Raw genomic sequence first — 19,864 nt, forward strand, 5'->3', positions numbered from 1 at the left:
GATTATTTCCAGTCAGCTTTTCCCTTAAGGGCGCCCAGGACTGTGATCAGAAAAATGGGATAGTAAGCCAGTGTAACCGGTATGTAAAGTCGCATAGCTTTCAGCTGACCGGCCAGCCCGGTTATTCGGTAAAGAAGTAAAAAATCGGCCAGGCTCTTCAGGAACAAGGCACCGGCCAGCCAGGGCCACCATCCGGCATACAAAAAAAACCAGAGTGGCATAAGCAGAATGGAAGTATTGGTAAGTGCGACCAGAAGCGCCAGTAACTGTATATCGGGCATGCTGTAGCGGCCCGATTTTGAACCCCACCGAATGCGTTGATTAATAAGGCTTCGCAGGCTTTTTACCGCTCCGGTCACCACCAGTGCTTCCCTGTCTGTATTAAAAGCAAGGGACCTGCCCAGCTTTCGCGCCCCGATCATCAGAAACATGTCATCGCCCGAAGATTCATGTTGCCGGGGATCAAAGATGCGGGTCTCCTCGTAGAGTTTTTTAGAATAGGAGAGATTTGCCCCGCTGCACATCATGGGCCGGCCCAGCCCGAATGAACCAGCCGCACTCCCCATCAACGATAACATATCCAGGCTTTCATAGGCTTCCAGGAACCCTCCGTTACCTTTTTCCGGAGAAACCATTCCGGCAATCAGGTCGGATGGAAAATTTGCCTGAAAGTGGATGTGCGAGGCTAAAAAACGGGAGCCCAGCCTGCAATCTCCATCCACCTGGATAATTCGTTCGTACCTTGCACGGGCAATGCCATGGGCAAGTGCTGCCTTTTTCCCCCTTATCCCTGAAGGAAGGGAAATAACGGAAACATTCCTTCCCCCCGGGGCCCTGGCCTTTAGCAAGCTTTGCAGTTCAGAAGCAGACCCATCCTCCGAATGATCGTTCACAAATATAAGTTCCCACAGCTCCACCGGGCAGGTCTGTCCAAGAAAGTCATCCAGGAGTCCGGGCAAATGATCCGACTCGTTCCTGAACGGAATTATGATACTCACCGGCATTGGATTTTCCACTAAACCACCTTTCATGCCTGGCTCCTTTTCTATCTCCAGATAAAAGAGCATGATAAGCAGGGAGTAAGCATAGATTAGTAATAGGATGAAAAGTATGGGAAGTGCCATCATTGCACTATTCTTGCCGGTCAAAAAATGATTGCATCAATTCGAACATCTTCCTGAACTGCAAAGGTTTTGAAAGGAAAGCATCGCAGCCTGCCTCTTTACAGGCCTGTGCATTTTCGTCGTAGATATTGGCAGTTGTGGCAACTACGGGCAAATCCGGACGGAGTTGCTTGATTCTCCTGGTCGCCTCCAGTCCATCCACTTCAGGCATCTGCATGTCCATCAGGACCAGATCGAAGTGGTCCTCTGATTCACACATTTCAATCGCCTTTCTCCCGTTGATTGCATGTACCACATTGGTCTTCACCTGTCTGAGCACTGCATTCATCAGCTGGAAAGAGATCGGGTTGTCCTCTACCACCAGAACTACTCTATCCGAAAAATCGAAATCATATTTTTTACCACCAGCCATATCTAGCCCATTAAAACTCCGATAATAGTGGCCGAAAGCAGGGAAGCAAGGGTCCCTGCCAGCAAGGCCCGCATTCCAAATTGTGCAAGCAAGACCCTGCGTCCCGGCGCGAGCGCTCCAATTCCTCCAATCTGTATTCCAATGGATGCGAAATTGGCAAATCCACAAAGCATATATACCGACATGATAATGGACTTGGTTTCGGTAAAGGAGCCGACAGCTTTCATATCGGCCAGATCAATATAGGCCACAAACTCTGTCAATATCAGCTTTTTTCCAAGCAGGGAGCCTACCAGGGTGATATCCTCCCCCGCCACACCAATTAACCACATCAAGGGTGAAAAAGCATATCCCAGAATAAACTCCAGGCTAAGTTCACTATATTTTCCGTCGGTGACTGCGAGAATCTTATCATTCAGGCTGGTCCATCCCCCGATCTTCACGAAAATAAAATTGGCAAAAGCAATAAAGGCAATAAATACCAGCAACATGGCCCCCACATTAACAGCCAGCCTCAGGCCGTCTCCTGTACCATTGGAGATAGCGTCCAGGGCATTCTTTCCCACATCTTCCTTGCTTACCTCAATGGTTTTATCCACACTTTCGGTCTGCGGAACAATGATTTTCGAGATAACCACTACTCCGGGAGCAGCCATGATCGAAGCGGTAAGCAGATGCTTGGCAAAAATCACCTGCTGGACAGGATCCCCCCCACCCAGGAAACCGATATAGGCCGCCAGCACCCCTCCTGCCAGGGTGGCCATTCCGCCCGACATCACCAGCAGTATCTCAGATTTACTCATTTTCTCCAGGTAGGGTTTAATCAGCAGGGGCGATTCAGTCTGACCCAGGAAAATATTACCGGCAACCGAAAGGCTCTCGGGCCCCGACAAGCCCAAACCGCGCGAAAGGAGGTACCCAAATCCTTTGACGAATAACTGGATAATACCCAGATAAAACAAGAGGCTGGAGAAGGCCGCGAAAAAAATAATGGTGGGAAGAATGGAGAAAGCAAAATTCTGCAGTGCAGGATCTGTGGCACCCGTGTCGTTACGTTTCAAAAGATAGTTGACTCCCTCGTTGGTAAAAGCAAGAATTTTTACAAATCCTTTGCCAATAAATTCAAAAAAAACCTGGACAAAGGGAACATAGAGTATCCCGATTGCAAGAATCACCTGGAAGAGCAGTCCGGTACCCACCATTTTCCAGTTGACCGCTTTCCGGTTATTACTGAACAGATAAGCTAAAGCCAGCAATACGGCCATACCAAGCATTCCACGAAACAAGCGTATCAGGTCAAAATCAAATCCGCTTCTTTCAGGAATTATATTAGACAGGGGTATAGAATCGACCGGTGCTTGCCGGATAACGGAAAGTACCGTATCAAGCATCAGAGTATCTGTAATCATCTGGACCTTCGGTTTATCTCGTCTCTGACTTCAGAAGCCTTCTCATAGTCCTCTTTAGAAACTGCTTCTGCAAGCATCGATCTTAACTCATCCATGCTTCTTTTGGAAAGGTCGGTCTGAGGAGCCCCCTTTATTTTTTTTCCTTGTTCTACTTCACTCTCCTGCTCCGGGGGAACATCCGTTTGTTCAAAATCGGAACCCTTCTCAAAATCAAGCACGATCCCGGCTTTCTCCACGATGGTATCTGTGGAATATATCGGACAGTTAAACCTCAGAGCCAGTGCGATGGCATCGGAGGTTCTGGCATCCAGGGTGATGCTCTGTCCGCCGTTATCACACAGAATATTGGCGAAGAACACCCCATCCTCCAGCTTATGGATATTTACCTCCATAATGGTAATTCCATAAGCTTCTGCAAAATTCTTAAACAGGTCATGAGTCAGCGGGCGGGGTGGCGCCAGACCCTCCAGTTCAATGGCAATGGCCTGCGCTTCAAATCCTCCGACTATGATAGGAATCCTCCGGTTTCCTTCCTCCTCGGAAAGGACCAGTGCATAGGCGCCCGATTGGGTCTGGCTATAGGAGATTCCCAGAACATTTAACTTGATTTTCCCCATACCTTATAATGCCTTTAATCACAAACGTACATATAGTTTCATTTGTTTCCAAATGCAGACGCTTAGCTCTCACCTCATTAAAAAAGGGCTTCATGTGTGTTCCCTGCAACTAATTCATATGAGAAATATCAGGCATATCTATTCGCAAAATTATTCATCCAAAACCTTTGCCGATCAGACAATCTTTTCTATCTTTGCAGACCCAAAAATCTGATATAAAGTAAAAAGCATTGTAGAATGTACGCGATTGTTGATATAGCAGGACAGCAGTTTAAAGTAGAAAAAGACCAGAAATTGTTTGTTCACAGGCTGGAAGCAGAAGAAGGAAAAAAGGTAAGCTTCCAAAAAGTTTTATTAATCGATAATGGAAGCAAAGTGTCCGTTGGCGACCCTGTTATTAAAGGGGCTTCTGTCGATGCAAAGGTTATCTCCCATATGAAAGGGGACAAAGTCCTTGTCTTTAAGAAAAAGAGAAGAAAGGGATATCAGAAGCTGAATGGCCACCGTCAATACATGACCCAGATTCAGATTGAGGCTATTTCAGAGACAGGTGCCACTGCCAAAAAAGAGGCTCCTGCGACAAAAAAGGAAGTGGTTCCTGCAAGCAAAGCTTCTGCTGAGAAAAAGCCTGCAACTAAAGCAACAACTGCAAAAAAACCCGCAGCCAAAAAGCCCGCAGCTAAAAGTGCGGCCACGAAAACTGCCGCAGTTAAAAAGCCTGCTGCCAAAAAACCAGCTGCCAAAGCTGCACCGAAAAAAAAGTCAGATGACCAGGCAAACTAGTTAAGGAAATTGAAAGTCTAAAAGTAAAAGTCAATAGTTATGGCACACAAGAAAGGAGCTGGTAGCTCAAGAAACGGTCGCGAATCAGAAAGCAAAAGACTTGGTGTGAAGCTTTACGGCGGACAGATCGTAAAAGCTGGAAATATCCTCGTGAGACAGAGGGGGACTGTTCATCATCCCGGAAGCAACGTGGGAATCGGTAAAGACCATACCCTGTTTGCGATGACCGACGGCATGGTAAAATTCACCAGGAAAAGAGACAACAAATCATACGTCTCCATCGAGCCGCTCGAAAACCAGTAGAATTACTTAAATAATATATATCTTCACCTGTAATGCACTACCTTTAAAGTGTTTTACAGGTTTTTTTATGCTTTCATCATGCTTACCATTCCCTATATCCGCGACAACAGAGAAACCATCCTCAAAGGGCTGGAGATTAAAAATTTCAGAACTCCTGAACTGATCGACCAGATCATTGAACTGGATAATGAGCGACGCTCCCTGCAGGTAACAACCAATGAAAAGCAGGCTGAGATGAACAAACTCAGTAAAAAAATCGGAGTGCTTTTCAAAAAAGGCGAAAATGAGCTGGCTCAGCAGATAAAGGAGCAGACTTCGGCCATTAAACAGGAGCTGGAAGCCCTGGAGCAGAATCTGCTGCTTGCCAGTTCCAGACTAAACGAACTGCTGGTTCAGGTTCCTAATATTCCCCACCCTTCCGTACCTCCGGGCAATAATGACGCCGACAACAAAGAGATTCGCCGGGGAGGTGTGATTCCCAGCCTCGCTGAAGGTTCCATGCCGCACTGGGAACTGGCCAAAAAATATAAGTTGATCGATTTTGAACTGGGAGTCAAGATAAGCGGAGGCGGATTTCCGGTCTTCCGGGGAAAGGGCGCCAGGTTGCAGCGGGCCCTGATCTCCTGGTTCCTGGATCAGAACATAAAAGCCGGATATGAAGAGATACTCCCCCCTCTGTTGGTGAATGAAGCATCTGGATTTGGTACCGGACAGCTTCCCGATAAGGAGGGCCAGATGTACCATGTCGCCGCGGATAACCTTTACCTGATTCCTACTGCGGAAGTGCCTGTCACCAATATATACAGGGACGTGATCCTGAATGCCGCAGACCTGCCCGTAAAAAATACAGCCTACACCCCCTGTTTCAGAAGAGAGGCTGGCTCATACGGGAAAGATGTACGGGGACTAAACCGGGTGCATCAGTTCGACAAGGTGGAGATCGTCCATATTGAACACCCCTCTCGCTCCTACCAGGCCCTGGACGACATGGTGGCCCATGTGGAACAATTAATTGTCCAACTGGGTCTCCCCTACCGGATTGTGGAGCTCTGTGGTGGAGATCTCAGTTTTACTTCTGCACTCACCTTCGACTTTGAAGTCTACTCGGCTGCTCAGGAGAAGTGGCTGGAAGTCAGTTCAGTCTCTAATTTCGAATCCTATCAGGCCAACCGGCTGAAACTGCGTTTCAGGGAGCCGGGGGAGAAGCGTCCCATGCTGGCCCATACCCTTAATGGCAGCGCCCTGGCCCTGCCAAGAATAATGGCAGCCCTCTTAGAAAATTACCAGACCCCTGAGGGTATTCAAATCCCTGAAGTATTGCATCCCTATTTGGGACCAGGAAATACTATGATCTCCTGACATTCCGGGTACATGAATCTTAAATCAGCCAGGAAAGCCTATATCTTAGCCCTCCTGGCTGTGCTATTCTGGTCGACCAGCCCTACGGCCTTTAAACTGGGGCTCCGGTTCACGGATACCTGGCAGCTGCTCACAGGGGCAAGCCTGGGTTCCACCCTGGTGCTGGGCATCCTGGTTCTGGCCAGGGGACAGATATCCTCACTGCTTACCTTTTCCGGAAAAGACCTTGCCTTCTCTCTGTTGATGGGACTGCTGAATCCCGTGGCCTATTACCTGATCCTTTTTAAGGCCTACAGCATCCTTCCGGCACAGGTGGCACAACCCCTCAACATGGTCTGGCCCATTGTATTGGTTCTGCTATCCATACCCATCCTTGGCCAGCGCATCCGCTGGCTCAGTATAGGGGCCATGTTGCTTAGCTTTTCCGGCGTGGTGCTGATTTCAAGTATGGGGGGCAGTGTGTCGCAGGACCCTCAAAACCGTCTTGGCATCGGGCTGGCCCTCTCCACTTCTGTGATTTGGGCCCTCTATTTTCTATACAATACACGTGACAGAAAAGATCCGGTGACCCGTCTCTTCCTCAATTTTTGCTTTGCATCAGGGATCCTCCTGCTTGCCGGGATCTTCAGGGCACAGCCCTTCCCCACCTCCCTGGAAGCTTGGTCGGCTGCCCTCTATGTGGGAGTTTTCGAAATGGGTATTACCTTTGTGATATGGCTCATGGCTATACGTCTGGCACCAAAGAGCGACCGGATCAGTAACCTGGTATACCTGGCGCCTTTCCTTAACCTGTTTTTTGCCAGATATTTACTGGACGAAAAAATATACCTGAGTACCATAGCCGGCATTATCCTGCTGGTAACCGGCATTGTAATCCAGAATATAATCGGGAAAAATGAAAAACAGCTCTGAACGCATTATCCTGGGGATTGATCCAGGGACCACCATGATGGGGTATGGGGTCATCAAAGGGGCCGGAAAAAACCCGGTATTTATGGATATGGGGGTAGTGGACCTGAAACGCGAAGGCGATCACTATATGAAGCTTAGAAAGATTTATCAGCGCACACTTGAGCTAATAAAACTTTACCTTCCCGATGAAGTAGCCATCGAGGCGCCATTCTACGGAAAAAATGTGCAGTCGATGCTAAAACTGGGCAGAGCCCAGGGAGTAGCCATGGCTGCTGTTCTGGCCAGGGATATTCCTGTATTTGAATATGCTCCCCGGAAAATCAAACTATCCATCACCAGTAAGGGAGATGCTTCCAAGGAACAGGTGGCCCGCATGCTGATGAGAATGTTTGACCTGAAAGATATGCCGGTTAAACTGGATGCTACCGACGGATTGGCTGCAGCGGTTTGCCATTTCTATCAAAAGGGTGTCGTATTTCCCAGGGAAGGGGTAAAAAACTGGGAAGAGTTTATCCGCAAGAATCCGGACCGTATCAAATAAACCTATTGAAGGGCAGATGAAATCTTCCAGGCTGTAGCCCGGAGCTCTTCATCTGAAAATTTCAGTTTCGGTTTGCTAAACTCAATATCATGCAGGTCGTTAATGGGAATCAGGTGAATGTGGGCATGGGGAACTTCCAGTCCGAGAACAGCCACTCCAACCCGCTTGCACACCATGGTGCGGTCAATGGCCAGGGCCACCTTTTTTGCAAATACCATCATACCGGCCAGCAGATCATCCTCCAGGTCGAACAGGTAATCTGTTTCAACTTTGGGAATGACCAGTGTATGTCCTTCCGCCAGAGGATTGATATCCAGAAATGCGTAGTACCGGTCATCCTCATGGATGCGGTAGGACGGAATTTCTCCTGCGACAATCTTTGAAAAAATGGAAGCCATAAGCGGTGAATTATAGAGATATCTCTAAGATCTCAAAGGACATCACTCCCGATGGAACCTTGATATCCACCACATCACCAACCTTTTTACCCAACAATCCTCTTGCAATGGGCGTGGCGACAGAAATCTTTCCGCTTTTGATATCCGATTCACTTTCGGAGACCAGCATATATACCACCTGCTGGTTATTCTTAGTATTCTTGATCTTTACCTTATTGAGAATCTGTACCTGTGAGGTATCGATTTTTGATTCATCAATAATCCTGGCGTTGGCCACCATATCTTCCAGCTTGGCGATTCTCAACTCCAGCAAACCCTGTGCCTCCTTTGCTGCATCATACTCAGCATTTTCAGACAGGTCACCCTTATCCCTGGCCTCGGCAATCTGTTGCGAAATGGCCGGCCTTTCCACATTGGTCAACTGCTCCAAATCTCTTTTAAGATTGGCCAGTCCCTCCTCTGTCATATACGAAGCTTGTGCCATAACAATTTCCTCCTGTTTATAATAAAAGAAAAAGAATTCCGCATACCCCGGAACTCTTCTATTGCAAAATTACAAAAAAAACCTAAATATCAAGACGATTGATTATTGCAGAATATACAACCGCCGTACCCGCATCAAAATCTTTAACAATCTCAAAATAGTCAGTCCCGGGTATGTAATCCAGGTCTTCCACCTCCAGGGGCTCCAGCATACTCTCCCCTTCACTCATGACAAGTTGAGGATCACCATCCGTTATACGGTTCATGATGGCGTCATATTGCTCCAGGATTCCCGGACTCCGCTGGAAGTAAGCGAAAGGTTCCTCCTCTGCCTGAACTATCTCCTCCACCGGCAAATCCTCCTCATATGGTTGCAGGTCAGTCACCAGGGATTCTTCCTGTCCCATGGTCATGATACGTTCCAGGTTCTCTAAAAAGCCCGGACGCCTCTCGCCTTCCAATCCATCAGTATCCCCCGGGGCCGGCTTTTTCTTTTTTCCCAGCAGGCCCACAATTACAGCGACCAGCGTAATAACAATATACAGTATGTTTCCTATTTCAAAATCCATCTTTCTGTGGAGATCGTGCAATAATAATTGGCTTAGGGAGTTAAAATTACAAAAATTAGCCAACTTTCTTACTTATTTTGTCAAATGGCCTCACATCTTCGTATATTCTTCATATTACCAATGGTTCTTTTGGGGCTGCTCACTTCCTCCTGTGAAAGCAACCGGGGCCAGATCATCCCCTATGTAAAGGTGTACGTCGACCTGGATATATATGCGGAACTGGGAAGCATGGGAATCGGTTCAACCAGAATCATTCCGGACGAAGGATACAGAGGCATTGTCCTGTACAGGGAAGATGATTTGATCTTCCACGCCTATGATCTCACCTGCACTGAATACCCCGCCCATGATAAAGCCGTCGAGGAAGATGACATTTTCGTGGGTGTCTTTGAATGTCCGGAATGTGGTTCCACCTATGTACTGATGAATGGTGCCTATCCGAACTCCGGCCCGGCCGAGTATCCGCTGGTGGAGTACCGGACTTCCATACAGGGGAATATTTTGCTCATAACCAACTAGAGCTCGATGTTATGCGTTACTCGCTGAAATTCGTTGCAAGCAACGAATTATAGGCTTCATACACGCATAACATCTCGCAGGGGGAGGCTTCGTAAACGAATACGAAGAGCTCAATACCGGTAATGATGTGGTTTGTAGGGACCCTCTACTTTTACACCCAGGTATTCAGCTTGCTCCGGTGTCAGGGTAGTCAGTTTTACCCCCAGTTGTTCCAGGTGCAGCCTGGCTACCTCTTCATCGAGATGCTTGGGAAGCATATAGACCCCTGTCGTGTACTCTTTCTTCCACAAATCAAGCTGCGCCAGAACTTGATTTGAGAATGAGTTACTCATCACAAACGACGGGTGACCGGTAGCACAACCCAGGTTCACAAGACGACCTTCGGCCAGCAGGAAAATGGCATGGCCATCCTCATAGAGATACTTGTCTACCTGAGGTTTGATATTGATCTTGCGGATGCCTTTCCAGTTTTCCAGTTGAGCTACCTGAATTTCATTATCGAAATGTCCGATATTGCAAACAATGGCCTGATCTTTCATGGATGCCATGTGTTCTGCGGTGATCACATCCTTGTTCCCCGTAGTGGTCACAAAGATATTTCCCTGCTTTAAGGCTTCTTCCATGGTATTCACCTCATAACCTTCCATGGCAGCCTGCAGGGCACAGATAGGATCAATCTCGGTAACAATGACCCGGGCTCCATAGGATTTCATGGAGTGCGCACATCCTTTTCCCACATCCCCATAGCCGGCGACCACCACCACTTTTCCTGCCACCATCACATCGGTAGCACGTTTGATGCCATCTGCCAGAGACTCCCGGCATCCGTAGAGATTGTCAAACTTGGACTTGGTAACAGAATCGTTGACATTAATGGCCGGGAACAGCAGTTTTCCCTGCTCCATCATCTGGTAGAGACGATGTACCCCGGTGGTGGTTTCTTCAGAGACTCCTTTGATCTCCGGGACCGTCCGGTGCCATCTTCCAGGATCCTCATCCAGGATCCCTTTCAGAGTTTCGTAAATCACTGCTTCTTCATGACTTGAAGCTTTGACACTGAGCAAAGAGGCATCGTTTTCAGCATCGTACCCTTTGTGGATCAGCAGGGTGGCATCTCCTCCGTCATCCACAATCATATGGGGCCCCTTCCCTTTCGGAAAGTTAAGAGCCTGGGCGGTGCACCACCAGTACTCTTCCAGAGTCTCCCCCTTCCATGCAAAAACCGGAACACCTGCAGCGGCAATAGCAGCAGCAGCATGATCCTGGGTGCTGAAAATATTACAGCTGGCCCAGCGCACATCGGCTCCCAGTTCCACCAGGGTCTCAATGAGGACCGCTGTCTGTATGGTCATATGCAGGGATCCCATGATCCTGGCCCCCTTCAGGGGCTTTGTTTCGGCATTCTTCCTGCGGATGGACATCAGTCCGGGCATCTCCTTCTCAGCAATTTCAATCTCCTTTCTCCCAAATTCGGCCAGGCTGATATCAGCAACCTTGTAAGGGAGTGTCTCTTTATATGTTTTAGTATCCATCATGTTTCAATTTGGAGTGCAAAATTACACTTTTCTAAAGAAAAATGCTAACCCCGAGTTTAAGTCGCCTTTATCTCACTGAGGGGAACAGGAAGAGGGTCTCATTGGCTGCATAAAATCAGCAGCAGTAACGGCAACAAGGGTGCTACTATTAGTATAGTATATTCTGAATGTTTTCCTTGTCCTTCTGAAGCTGCTTTTTCAATGCATCCAGGCCGCTGAATTTCATCTCATCCCTGACTCTTTTTACAAAATGGATCACCACCTCTTCATTATAAAAATCCCCCGTAATTTCAAAGAGGTGTGCCTCAATGGTTTTTACTGCCATGGCGCTGTCGATGGTAGGACGAAACCCTATGTTCAACATTCCATTGTACAAGCCTCCTCTAAGTTCGGTACGAATAGCATACACCCCATTCATGGGAATCAGTTTATAGGGATGCCGTGGATGAATATTTGCAGTGGGAAACCCCATCTTTCTGCCAATATGATTTCCTTCCACGATTGTACCCGAGAGGTAGTAGTGGTATCCCAGTAGTTTCCTGGCAGTTTCCAGATCCCCTCTTAATATGGCTTCCCGTATACCTGTGGAGCTAACCCCGCCGTGTTCCAAAAGGTATTCGGGTATCTTTTCAATGATGAACCTGTTCTTTTCCGCACACATGCTCAAGCCTTCCGGATCTCCTTTCCGGTCCTTCCCGAACCTGTTGTCATAACCTACCAGCAGCACCTCCACCCCAAGTTTATCAACCAGGTACTTCTGTACAAAATCACAAGCAGTCAATGAAGCAATTTCCCTGTCGAAAGGAACGATGAGCAGATGGTCGACCCCGTGCCTTTCCATCTCCCTGATTTTCTCTTCCTGTGTATGAAGCAATTTAAAGTGATGCAGTTCTTTGTTCAGAACAATACGCGGATGTGGCCAGAGGGTCACCACCACCGACTCACCCCCATGTTTCCTGGCCCGGGAAATCAGATGATCCAGGATAAACTTATGTCCGGAATGGACTCCATCAAATATCCCAATGGTGGCTACAGGCCGTTTTAAAGAAAATGAATCATTGATATCCCATACTTTCATTCTATCCAATTCAAAGAGATCTCAAAAATAATGCTATACCGAATATACACCAATTCTGTTAACACTTTTAATCCACGCAAAAACATGTAACTTTAATGACAATTATGGAGAATGATCCTCGTCTGATACAGAATGATCCCTGGCTGGAGCCATACAGGGATGCCATTATAAGGCGCAAGAATAAAGCCCTGGCAAGGGAGAAGGAACTGGCGGGTGAGGGGACCCTTCAATCCTTTGCCAGCGGGCATCTCTGGTTCGGACTTCACAGGCTTACGCATGGGTGGGTCATACGTGAATGGGCTCCCCATGCCAAAGAGATCTTCCTTACCGGCACATTCAATGACTGGAGAATTGAGGAGGCATATCGGTTTACCCGACTCGATTATGGCAACTGGGAGATTATGCTGGATGAAGGATCCATCACCCATGGTGACAGATACAAGATGCTGGTCCGCTGGGAAGGCGGAGAAGGGAACCGGATCCCCGCCTGGACCAACCGGGTGATACAGGATCCTGAAACCAAGGTTTTTGATGCCCAGGTATGGAATCCCGATAAACCTTATATGTGGAAACATCCCCTGCCTGAACTGAGGGGTTTTCAGCCCATGATCTACGAAGCTCATATCGGTATGGCTACGGAAGAGTACAAGGTAGGGAGCTATTCTGAGTTCAGGGAAACGGTCCTGCCACATGTGGTCAGGGGTGGATACAATACCCTGCAACTCATGGCTGTTCAGGAGCACCCCTATTATGGATCCTTCGGATACCATGTTTCGAGTTTTTTCGCATCCAGCTCCAGATTTGGAACCCCGGAGGAACTGAAAGAGCTTATAGACGAAGCTCATGGGCAGGGAATCGCTGTAATTATGGATATCGTGCACTCTCATGCGGTAAAAAATGAGAATGAAGGGCTCGGACTGCTGGATGGTAATCCGGCACAGTTCTTCCATGGCGGCCAACGCAGGGAACATATGGCCTGGGACTCCCTGTGTTTTGATTATGGTAAAAATGAGGTGAGTCATTTTCTGCTGTCCAATGTGAACTACTGGCTTACCGAGTTTCGATTCGATGGATTCAGATTTGATGGAGTAACCAGCATGCTTTATTACGATCACGGTCTGGAACGGAACGTCACCTCCTATGATTTCTATTTTGACGGGGGACAGGACGAAGATGCGATCACCTATCTCTCGCTGGCCAATAAGATGATCCAGGAAATCAGGCCCGGAGCTCTTTCCATAGCAGAAGATATGAGTGGTTATCCGGGCCTGGCTGTTCCTTTAGAGCATGGCGGAGTTGGCTTCAACTACCGCCTGGCCATGGGGACTCCCGACTACTGGATTAAAACCATCAAGGAAAAGGCCGATGAAGCATGGAACGTTTCTGAAATATACCATGAGCTCACCTCCAAAAGAGCCGATGAGATGACCGTAAGTTATGCGGAATCGCACGACCAGGCACTGGTGGGAGACAAGACCATCATTTTCCGCTTAATTGATAAGGAGATGTACTGGCACATGAACAAGGATTCCCAAAGCCTGGTGGTGGACCGGGGCATCGCCCTGCATAAGATGATCCGTCTTATCACGGCAGCTACAGCCGGGAACGGCTACCTCACCTTCATGGGCAACGAATTTGGTCACCCCGAATGGATCGACTTCCCCAGGGAAGGGAACCAATGGTCTTACCAGTATGCCAGGCGCCAATGGAGCCTGATGAAAAACAGGAAACTGAGGTATCACCAGCTAAGCGATTTCGATAAGAAGATGGTGGTCCTGCTTTCAAAAACAGGAATCTTTAACGCCTCCTGTAATCATGTAAAAACAGACCAGGCCGACCTGGTGATTGCCTTTGAACGAAAAGGTCTGCTCTTTGTGTTCAACTTCCATCCTGTAAACTCCTATGCCGATTACGGCCTTGCTGTGGATGCCGGGAAATACAGCACCCTGCTTTGTACAGACGATCCTGAATTCGGAGGCTTTGACAGGTACGACACGGCCATGATTCATCGTACCACGGTGGAACGATCCTTCGGGCTTAAACAGAGCCTGAAACTCTACCTGCCCTCCCGGACAGGGATGGTCCTCCGTCACGAGGAGATCCCGAAAGTCAGATAAGCTGGCCGTGAACGGCCGGCCTCACCTGCCGGGGATGCTTCCAACTGATATGCAAAGATCCTAGATCCATCGAACCAGGGGGAAATCCATCCGGTGCGGAATATGTTCATGCTTGGGATAGATTCTGAAACCTATATCAAACACGCCGGTTTCCGTCACATTCTGAATAAAGGTGTATTCTGCCACTGAACCCTCCACCCTGGTACACTTGAACTCCTGTTTGCCCCTGAATACATGTTGCTCCTGTCCGCTGCCGCCCATGTTATAAACCATCTCCACACCTATCTCTTCGGCCGAAAGGCCATCCAGGTCCAGAACCACTTTACCGGTATAGGTATTGCCCACCACAAATTCCTCACGGGTTACATCAGGAAAATCGTATTCCAGTACCTTGATATTCTTCCAGTGTAGCAGAATTTTGTGTTTCCAGAGGGCAAGTTCCTTGGGAAGCAGGTTGTCCTTCTCCTTCAGTAACAAAATGCGCTTATAAAGCTTCATATAGAAGCGGTCCATATAATCCCGCACCATCCTGTTCATGGTGAACTCGGGAGCCACATAGGCGATGGTGTTCCGGATCATTTCCACCCAATCGGCAGGAACACCCTCCGAATTGCGTGTGTAAAATTTTTCGATAATATTGTTCTCCAGCAAGGTATAGATACGTTCCGCATCCAGTTCATCCTGCAGTTCCTGATTATCAAAAGAACGCTCAATGGGAAGCATCCATCCGGAATCTTCCCGGTACCCTTCAGCCCACCAGCCATCCAGCACACTGAAGTGCATGGTACCATTCATTACCGCCTTTTCTCCACTGGTCCCTGAAGCCTCCAGGGGACGTGTTGGGGTATTGAGCCAGATATCGACTCCCCGCACCAGGCGCTTGGCCAGCTGAATATCATAATTTTGCAGGAAAACAATCTTTCCGATAAATTCGGGCCTCTTGGAAATTTCAACAATCATCTGGATCAGATCCTGTCCGGGAATATCCCTGGGATGTGCTTTCCCTGCAAAAACAAATTGCACAGGTCTGCGGGGATCATTGACTATTCTGGAAAGTCTTTCCAGATCCCGGAAAAGCAGATGGGCCCTTTTATAGGTGGCAAACCTGCGAGCAAACCCGATGGTCAGCGCATCTTTGTCCAGAGCTGCTGAGATCTCCAGCATCTGTCCGGGGTTATCCATCATTCTGGTAGATGCATCAGACAAGCGTTCTTTGATATGATCGATCAATCTTTGACGCTCCAGGGATTTCAGATTCCAGATCTCCTTCTCCGGGACCTGCCTGATTTGCGCCCACATCTCCCGGTCCTCCTGGCGATGGAAGCAGTCGGCACCAAAGGTCCTTTCGTACAGGTTTTTCCAATCCGGACCCAGCCAGGTGGGAAGGTGCACCCCGTTGGTGACATGTCCGATGTGCAGTTCCTCGGTCATATAACCGGGCCACAGCCCGGTAAACATCTCTCTCGAAACCTCCCCGTGCAGTTTGCTAACCCCATTCACCTCCTGGGACAGCTTCACAGCCAGAACACTCATGGAAAATTTTTCATCCTTGTGGTTAGGATGGAACCTGCCCAGATTCATAAACTGGTTCCAGGTGATTTTTAATCGCTCCGGATAATGCGCCACGTAGGTCCTTAGCAGGTCCTCTTCGAAGGAATCGTGACCGGCAGGAACCGGAGTATGTGTGGTAAACAGGCTGGAGGCTCTGACCAGTTCCACGGCTTCCGGGAAGGTCATGTTCCCTACCTGGATATACTCTCTTAAGCGCTCGAGGCTGATAAAGGCCGCATGCCCCTCATTACAGTGATAAAGATCGGTATCCAGGCCAATGCTCCGGAGGGCTCTGATTCCGCCGATACCCAGAAGGATCTCCTGCTTCAGGCGGTTTTCATTATCCCCCCCGTAAAGATTATGGGTGATCCCGCGGTCCCCTTCCTGGTTGGCCTCATAATCCGTATCCAAAAGATAAAGAGGGATTCTTCCGACCTGAACCTTCCAGACCCTGGCATATAAGGTGCGCCCGGGAAGTACGATATTCACATTGTTCCAGTTCCCCTCTTCATCCCTGACCGGAGTGACCGGCAAGCGGGAAAAATCCTGAGCATCACTCAGAGCTACCTGCTCACCCCCGGCAGAAATCACCTGACGGAAATACCCGTACCTGTAAAGCAGACCAATCCCCACCAGTGGCAGATTGAAATCACTGGCCTCTTTCAGATAGTCCCCGGCAAGCAGTCCCAAGCCCCCTGAAAAAGTCTTTAAAGAATTGTGAATCCCATACTCCATACTAAAATAGGAGATTCCCGGTTGTCCCTCTTTCGGTTTTTCTGCCATGTAGGTTTGAAAATCCCCGTAGACCTTCTGAAGGCTCTGAATAAAACCATTATCTGTTTCCAGTTTCTTCAAGGTGTCATAGGGGAGCCGCTCCAGCAATTCCACCGGGTTCTCACTGACCTCCGCCCAAATCTCCGGGGCGATGGAAGAAAACAGGTCAATGGCATCCTGGTTCCATGACCACCAAAGGTTCCGTGAAAGTTCCTCCAGGGCTTTAAGCTTCTCCGGTATATTCTGTTGTACCAGTACCCGGCGCCAGAATGGGTGAATATCCACCAGGACCTGTTCTGTCTCAGGAAGTTTCTCGATCCGTTCCTTCTCATAATATACAACTTCCTTCCCTTCAGCACCCTTCAGTGCCTTTTCATAGGCCTGCCAGTAATGTTGAATCAGGTTATCCCAGAGTGCAATCCTGGAAATGGCATAGGCTCCTTCACGCCTGGATTCGCTGGATTCAACAGCCTGCTTGCAGCTTTTGGATATGGCCTTACTGATCCCATCTACAACCTGAGCATCATTAAAATCGTCCCGTGGGATGACCGTAATTCCGGGCACTTCCTTCTTATATTCATTATTCACCCAGAGTCCAAATCCCGTAAGCGTGGTAGTTACCGTGGGCACACTGAATGCCAGACTCTCCAGCGGGGTATAACCCCAGGGCTCATAATAGGAGGGAAAGAGCGTCAGGTCAAGCCCGATCAGCACATCGTAGTAGGCCAGGTTAAAGATCCCGTCAGTCCCATTCAGGTAGGAGGGGACAAAAATCACTTTCACCTTGTCATCCGGGGAATTATTTAATTCATTGATTTTGATCCTGTTCAGGATCTGGTCATGCTCCACATAATGCAGGTTGTGGGTCAGGTGATGCTGTGAAACCTCCCTCTCCGAACCATTCTCCATGACATCCAGCAGATCCTTGAAGGGGCCGTAATGGTTGGCAGGGATCAGAAGAAATGCAACGGCTTTACCGGGACAATTCTTATCCTTGTTTAACACCCCCAGTGCATCGATAAAAAGATCGATCCCTTTGTTCCGGAACTCATATCGTCCACTGGTAGCCATCAGCAAAGTGTTCTCCGGCAGCGGATCGCCGGTGAGTGCGGATGCTACTTGCAACATCTTTGCTCTGGCTGCCCCCCTGCGCTCCTCAAAGACAGAAGCATCGGGAACAAAACGATCTTCAAAGCCATTAGGCAGCACTTCGTCCACTTCCCGCTCATGAAAACGCAGACATTCCCTGGCGGTCAGATTACTTACCGTGGTAAAGGCGTCGGCATGGGTCGCGGCCAGCTTCTCCAGGGAGTGTTTGGAAACCACATTCAGCTCTCTGGCCTTCTGATCTCCATTCAGATGATCCAACTGACTGTAAAGTGACTGATTGTTGCCCGCAATAGAACGCCCCACGGTGGTTGCATGGGTGGTAAACACAGTCCCGACTGTAGGCTGATACTTCTCCAGATATAGCAGTCCGGCCCCCGTCTGCCACTCATGAAAATGTGCCACCATATTCTGCTTCTCCTGGTCATAATACCTGGAAAAACTTTCTATGGCCTTCCCGGCAGCATATCCAAAAAGAGCAGGTTCAATGTAGTCCCACTGACCGCTGATGGAATCCAGCTTGTAAGTCTCCCAAAGTATTTTGAATATCTCATCCTTCCGCTGAATGAATGTAGTAAAATCAACGACCACCGCGATCGGGCGACCGGCTATTTTCCAGTGCCCTATCCGGACCCGCAGGCCTTCCCTGGCTGCCTGTTCTCTCCAGTCAGAAAACAGGTTGCTGTCTTCTTCAAATTCAGGATGTTCCTGGCTCTCCCTCCATACATCCGGACCAATGGTTATATACTTATCTTCCAGTTCTTTGACAACATTCAATGCTTTGGTGGAGATTACCGTATGTATGCCCCCAACCTTATTGCATACTTCCCAACTAACCTCGAATAAATAATCAGGTTTCTTCATTCTCTAATATGTTTCAGATTCTTAACTTTTCTTACCTGTCGAACTCTTCTTTACAGGAGCAGTGGTTTTTTCGGCGGCACTGATCTTTGAAGTAGCCGGCTTTTTAGTGGCAGTGACTTTCTTTTTGGCAGTAAGTCGCTTTTCCAGCTTTTCCAGCTGTTCATCCTTTTCCTTAATGATCTTGCTCAAACGTGCCACCCCATCATCCCGCGTGGTACGCGCTGCAGCATTAACCCTGATCTCAAAGTCACTGAGTACATTCATGTAGTTAATAAATGCATCATAGGGCGAATCATAGGGATTGAAATAGGAATGAACCTCTCCGTCGGAGAAAAACTTCGTGGACATATAGTAAAAATGGTCGCTTACCTGCAAGTATTGATAATCCAGTTTGATTCCCTCATCGCCCCATTCATACACTCTCTCTCCAAGTGAATAGAGTTTATTGAATGCTTCATTTTGCATTTCATTGCCCAGCCAGGCAGTGAGATCCCGCTCCTCATCGGCCCACGAGATGGGATGCGGTACATTTACGGCAGATACGACCTGCAGTTTTTTTGCCACTTCCGAAGGAGTGCTGAAGCTAAAAGGCGACTTTTTAAAGACACTTTTGGGAAAAGCTTTGAGGAATTCAAAAATCCCTGTCTCCTTCCACTGGTGCTCCCCAAAGGTTTCGTAATCCATAAAGAGATTTATGACCTCTTCTTTTACCGGGGTCTGGTTTAGCCAATTCACATATTTTTCAGCAGTAAGCGGATATTCGGGCCATCCCTTGTTGGAGAACCTGAAAGCAATATCGTCGCTAAGCTTGAAGTTTTTCAGCAGAAGTTTCAATTTGGGATTGATGGCATTGCAGTAGAGATAATTGGGGCTTTTCCATCCCAATACATGCTTGGCTCCTTCTGTAAGCATCGCTTTAAATCCCATATCAGCCACCATGGCTCCGATTTCATCGGAGTAAATCAGCTCCGTATTGCGGAAAACGGTCGGTTCCTGCCCGAAATGCTCCCTGATCAGCTGGTCATGCGCTCTGACCTGTCGTTCAAATTCCTCTCTCCCTTTTAGCGAACTAAGCGAATGAGCATAAGTCTCAGACAAAAATTCCACATGCCCGGTTTCGGCTAGTTTTTTAAAACTCTCCAATACTTCCGGGGCATAGAGCCTGAATTGCTCCATGGCAATTCCAGACATGGAATAGGAAACCTTAAAACGGCCCTTATGCTTTTTTATCAGATCCAGTATCAATTCATTGGCAGGCAGATAAGACTTCTGGGCCACCTTATGAAGGATCGATTCATTGGAATAATCATCATAATAATAATGGTCGTTTCCAATGTCGAAAAAACGGTACCTTCTGAAACGGAAGGGCTGGTGGACCTGAAAATAGAGACAAATGGTTCTCATACGAC

Annotated in this window: 17 protein-coding genes and 1 pseudogene; 7 read left to right on the forward strand and 11 right to left on the reverse strand. The window is 48.2% G+C overall.

Annotation, left to right across the window (positions count from 1 at the left end; translation table 11 throughout):
* Window positions 1-2: 2 nt before the first annotated feature.
* From P1P86_04730 to P1P86_04745, 4 genes are all read right to left on the reverse strand, one after another.
* Window positions 3-1,124 carry a glycosyltransferase gene (locus tag P1P86_04730; protein MDF1574480.1) on the reverse strand — a complete coding sequence of 374 codons (1,122 nt, stop codon included), beginning with the start codon at window positions 1,122-1,124 and terminating at the stop codon, window positions 3-5.
* A 7-nt stretch (window positions 1,125-1,131) separates the two neighbouring features.
* Complete coding sequence (locus P1P86_04735; protein MDF1574481.1) at window positions 1,132-1,536, reverse strand: response regulator; 405 nt, start codon at window positions 1,534-1,536, stop codon at window positions 1,132-1,134.
* Window positions 1,537-1,538: 2 nt separating this feature from the next.
* On the reverse strand, window positions 1,539-2,864 hold the full coding sequence (locus tag P1P86_04740) for a nucleoside transporter C-terminal domain-containing protein (GenBank protein MDF1574482.1): 1,326 nt from the start codon (window positions 2,862-2,864) through the stop codon (window positions 1,539-1,541).
* Between the two features lie 77 nt (window positions 2,865-2,941).
* Window positions 2,942-3,562 carry a bifunctional nuclease family protein gene (locus tag P1P86_04745; protein MDF1574483.1) on the reverse strand — a complete coding sequence of 207 codons (621 nt, stop codon included), beginning with the start codon at window positions 3,560-3,562 and terminating at the stop codon, window positions 2,942-2,944.
* A 237-nt stretch (window positions 3,563-3,799) separates the two neighbouring features.
* Here P1P86_04745 and rplU point away from each other — a divergent pair.
* The 5 genes and pseudogenes from rplU (at window position 3,800) to ruvC (ending at window position 7,460) form a co-directional block, all read left to right on the forward strand.
* Window positions 3,800-4,102: pseudogene (gene rplU, locus P1P86_04750) on the forward strand (50S ribosomal protein L21).
* Between the two features lie 282 nt (window positions 4,103-4,384).
* Entirely contained in the window at window positions 4,385-4,648 is a 264-nt protein-coding gene (gene rpmA, locus P1P86_04755) for a 50S ribosomal protein L27 (GenBank protein MDF1574484.1), read from the forward strand.
* 78 nt (window positions 4,649-4,726) lie between these two features.
* Window positions 4,727-6,007: a serine--tRNA ligase gene (gene serS, locus P1P86_04760; protein MDF1574485.1), complete on the forward strand. Its 1,281-nt coding sequence runs from the start codon at window positions 4,727-4,729 to the stop codon at window positions 6,005-6,007.
* A gap of 12 nt (window positions 6,008-6,019) precedes the next feature.
* The gene (locus P1P86_04765; GenBank protein MDF1574486.1) at window positions 6,020-6,919 is read left to right on the forward strand and encodes a DMT family transporter; all 900 of its coding nucleotides are present in this window, start codon (window positions 6,020-6,022) and stop codon (window positions 6,917-6,919) included.
* The gene (gene ruvC, locus P1P86_04770; GenBank protein MDF1574487.1) at window positions 6,903-7,460 is read left to right on the forward strand and encodes a crossover junction endodeoxyribonuclease RuvC; all 558 of its coding nucleotides are present in this window, start codon (window positions 6,903-6,905) and stop codon (window positions 7,458-7,460) included. Before P1P86_04765 ends, ruvC begins: the two co-directional genes overlap by 17 nt.
* A 2-nt stretch (window positions 7,461-7,462) precedes the next feature.
* Here the strand turns inward: ruvC and P1P86_04775 are convergent, their stop codons facing one another.
* From P1P86_04775 to P1P86_04785, 3 genes are all read right to left on the reverse strand, one after another.
* Window positions 7,463-7,858 carry an HIT family protein gene (locus tag P1P86_04775; protein MDF1574488.1) on the reverse strand — a complete coding sequence of 132 codons (396 nt, stop codon included), beginning with the start codon at window positions 7,856-7,858 and terminating at the stop codon, window positions 7,463-7,465.
* 10 nt (window positions 7,859-7,868) lie between these two features.
* Window positions 7,869-8,342 carry a transcription elongation factor GreA gene (greA, locus tag P1P86_04780; GenBank protein MDF1574489.1) on the reverse strand — a complete coding sequence of 158 codons (474 nt, stop codon included), beginning with the start codon at window positions 8,340-8,342 and terminating at the stop codon, window positions 7,869-7,871.
* An 82-nt stretch (window positions 8,343-8,424) separates the two neighbouring features.
* A complete protein-coding gene (locus P1P86_04785) occupies window positions 8,425-8,910 on the reverse strand; it encodes a hypothetical protein (protein ID MDF1574490.1) in 486 nt (161 codons plus the stop codon).
* 120 nt (window positions 8,911-9,030) lie between these two features.
* On the opposite strand from P1P86_04785, the gene P1P86_04790 reads away from it, so the two are divergent.
* On the forward strand, window positions 9,031-9,429 hold the full coding sequence (locus P1P86_04790) for a hypothetical protein (GenBank protein ID MDF1574491.1): 399 nt from the start codon (window positions 9,031-9,033) through the stop codon (window positions 9,427-9,429).
* 110 nt (window positions 9,430-9,539) lie between these two features.
* Here P1P86_04790 and ahcY read toward each other — a convergent pair whose 3' ends face one another.
* Entirely contained in the window at window positions 9,540-10,961 is a 1,422-nt protein-coding gene (ahcY, locus tag P1P86_04795; GenBank protein ID MDF1574492.1) for an adenosylhomocysteinase, read from the reverse strand.
* A gap of 151 nt (window positions 10,962-11,112) precedes the next feature.
* Window positions 11,113-12,042 (reverse strand): bifunctional riboflavin kinase/FAD synthetase, encoded by a 930-nt coding sequence (locus tag P1P86_04800; GenBank protein MDF1574493.1) that lies wholly within the window; start codon window positions 12,040-12,042, stop codon window positions 11,113-11,115.
* 104 nt (window positions 12,043-12,146) lie between these two features.
* On the opposite strand from P1P86_04800, the gene P1P86_04805 reads away from it, so the two are divergent.
* Window positions 12,147-14,159, forward strand: a complete 2,013-nt coding sequence (locus tag P1P86_04805) for an alpha amylase C-terminal domain-containing protein (GenBank protein ID MDF1574494.1) — start codon at window positions 12,147-12,149, stop codon at window positions 14,157-14,159.
* A gap of 60 nt (window positions 14,160-14,219) precedes the next feature.
* Here P1P86_04805 and glgP read toward each other — a convergent pair whose 3' ends face one another.
* A complete protein-coding gene (gene glgP, locus P1P86_04810) occupies window positions 14,220-18,455 on the reverse strand; it encodes an alpha-glucan family phosphorylase (GenBank protein MDF1574495.1) in 4,236 nt (1,411 codons plus the stop codon).
* 21 nt (window positions 18,456-18,476) lie between these two features.
* Window positions 18,477-19,859, reverse strand: a complete 1,383-nt coding sequence (locus P1P86_04815) for a glycoside hydrolase family 57 protein (protein ID MDF1574496.1) — start codon at window positions 19,857-19,859, stop codon at window positions 18,477-18,479.
* Window positions 19,860-19,864 lie beyond the last annotated feature (5 nt).

The sequence above is a fragment of the Bacteroidales bacterium genome (assembly GCA_029210725.1).
Classification (GTDB): domain Bacteria; phylum Bacteroidota; class Bacteroidia; order Bacteroidales.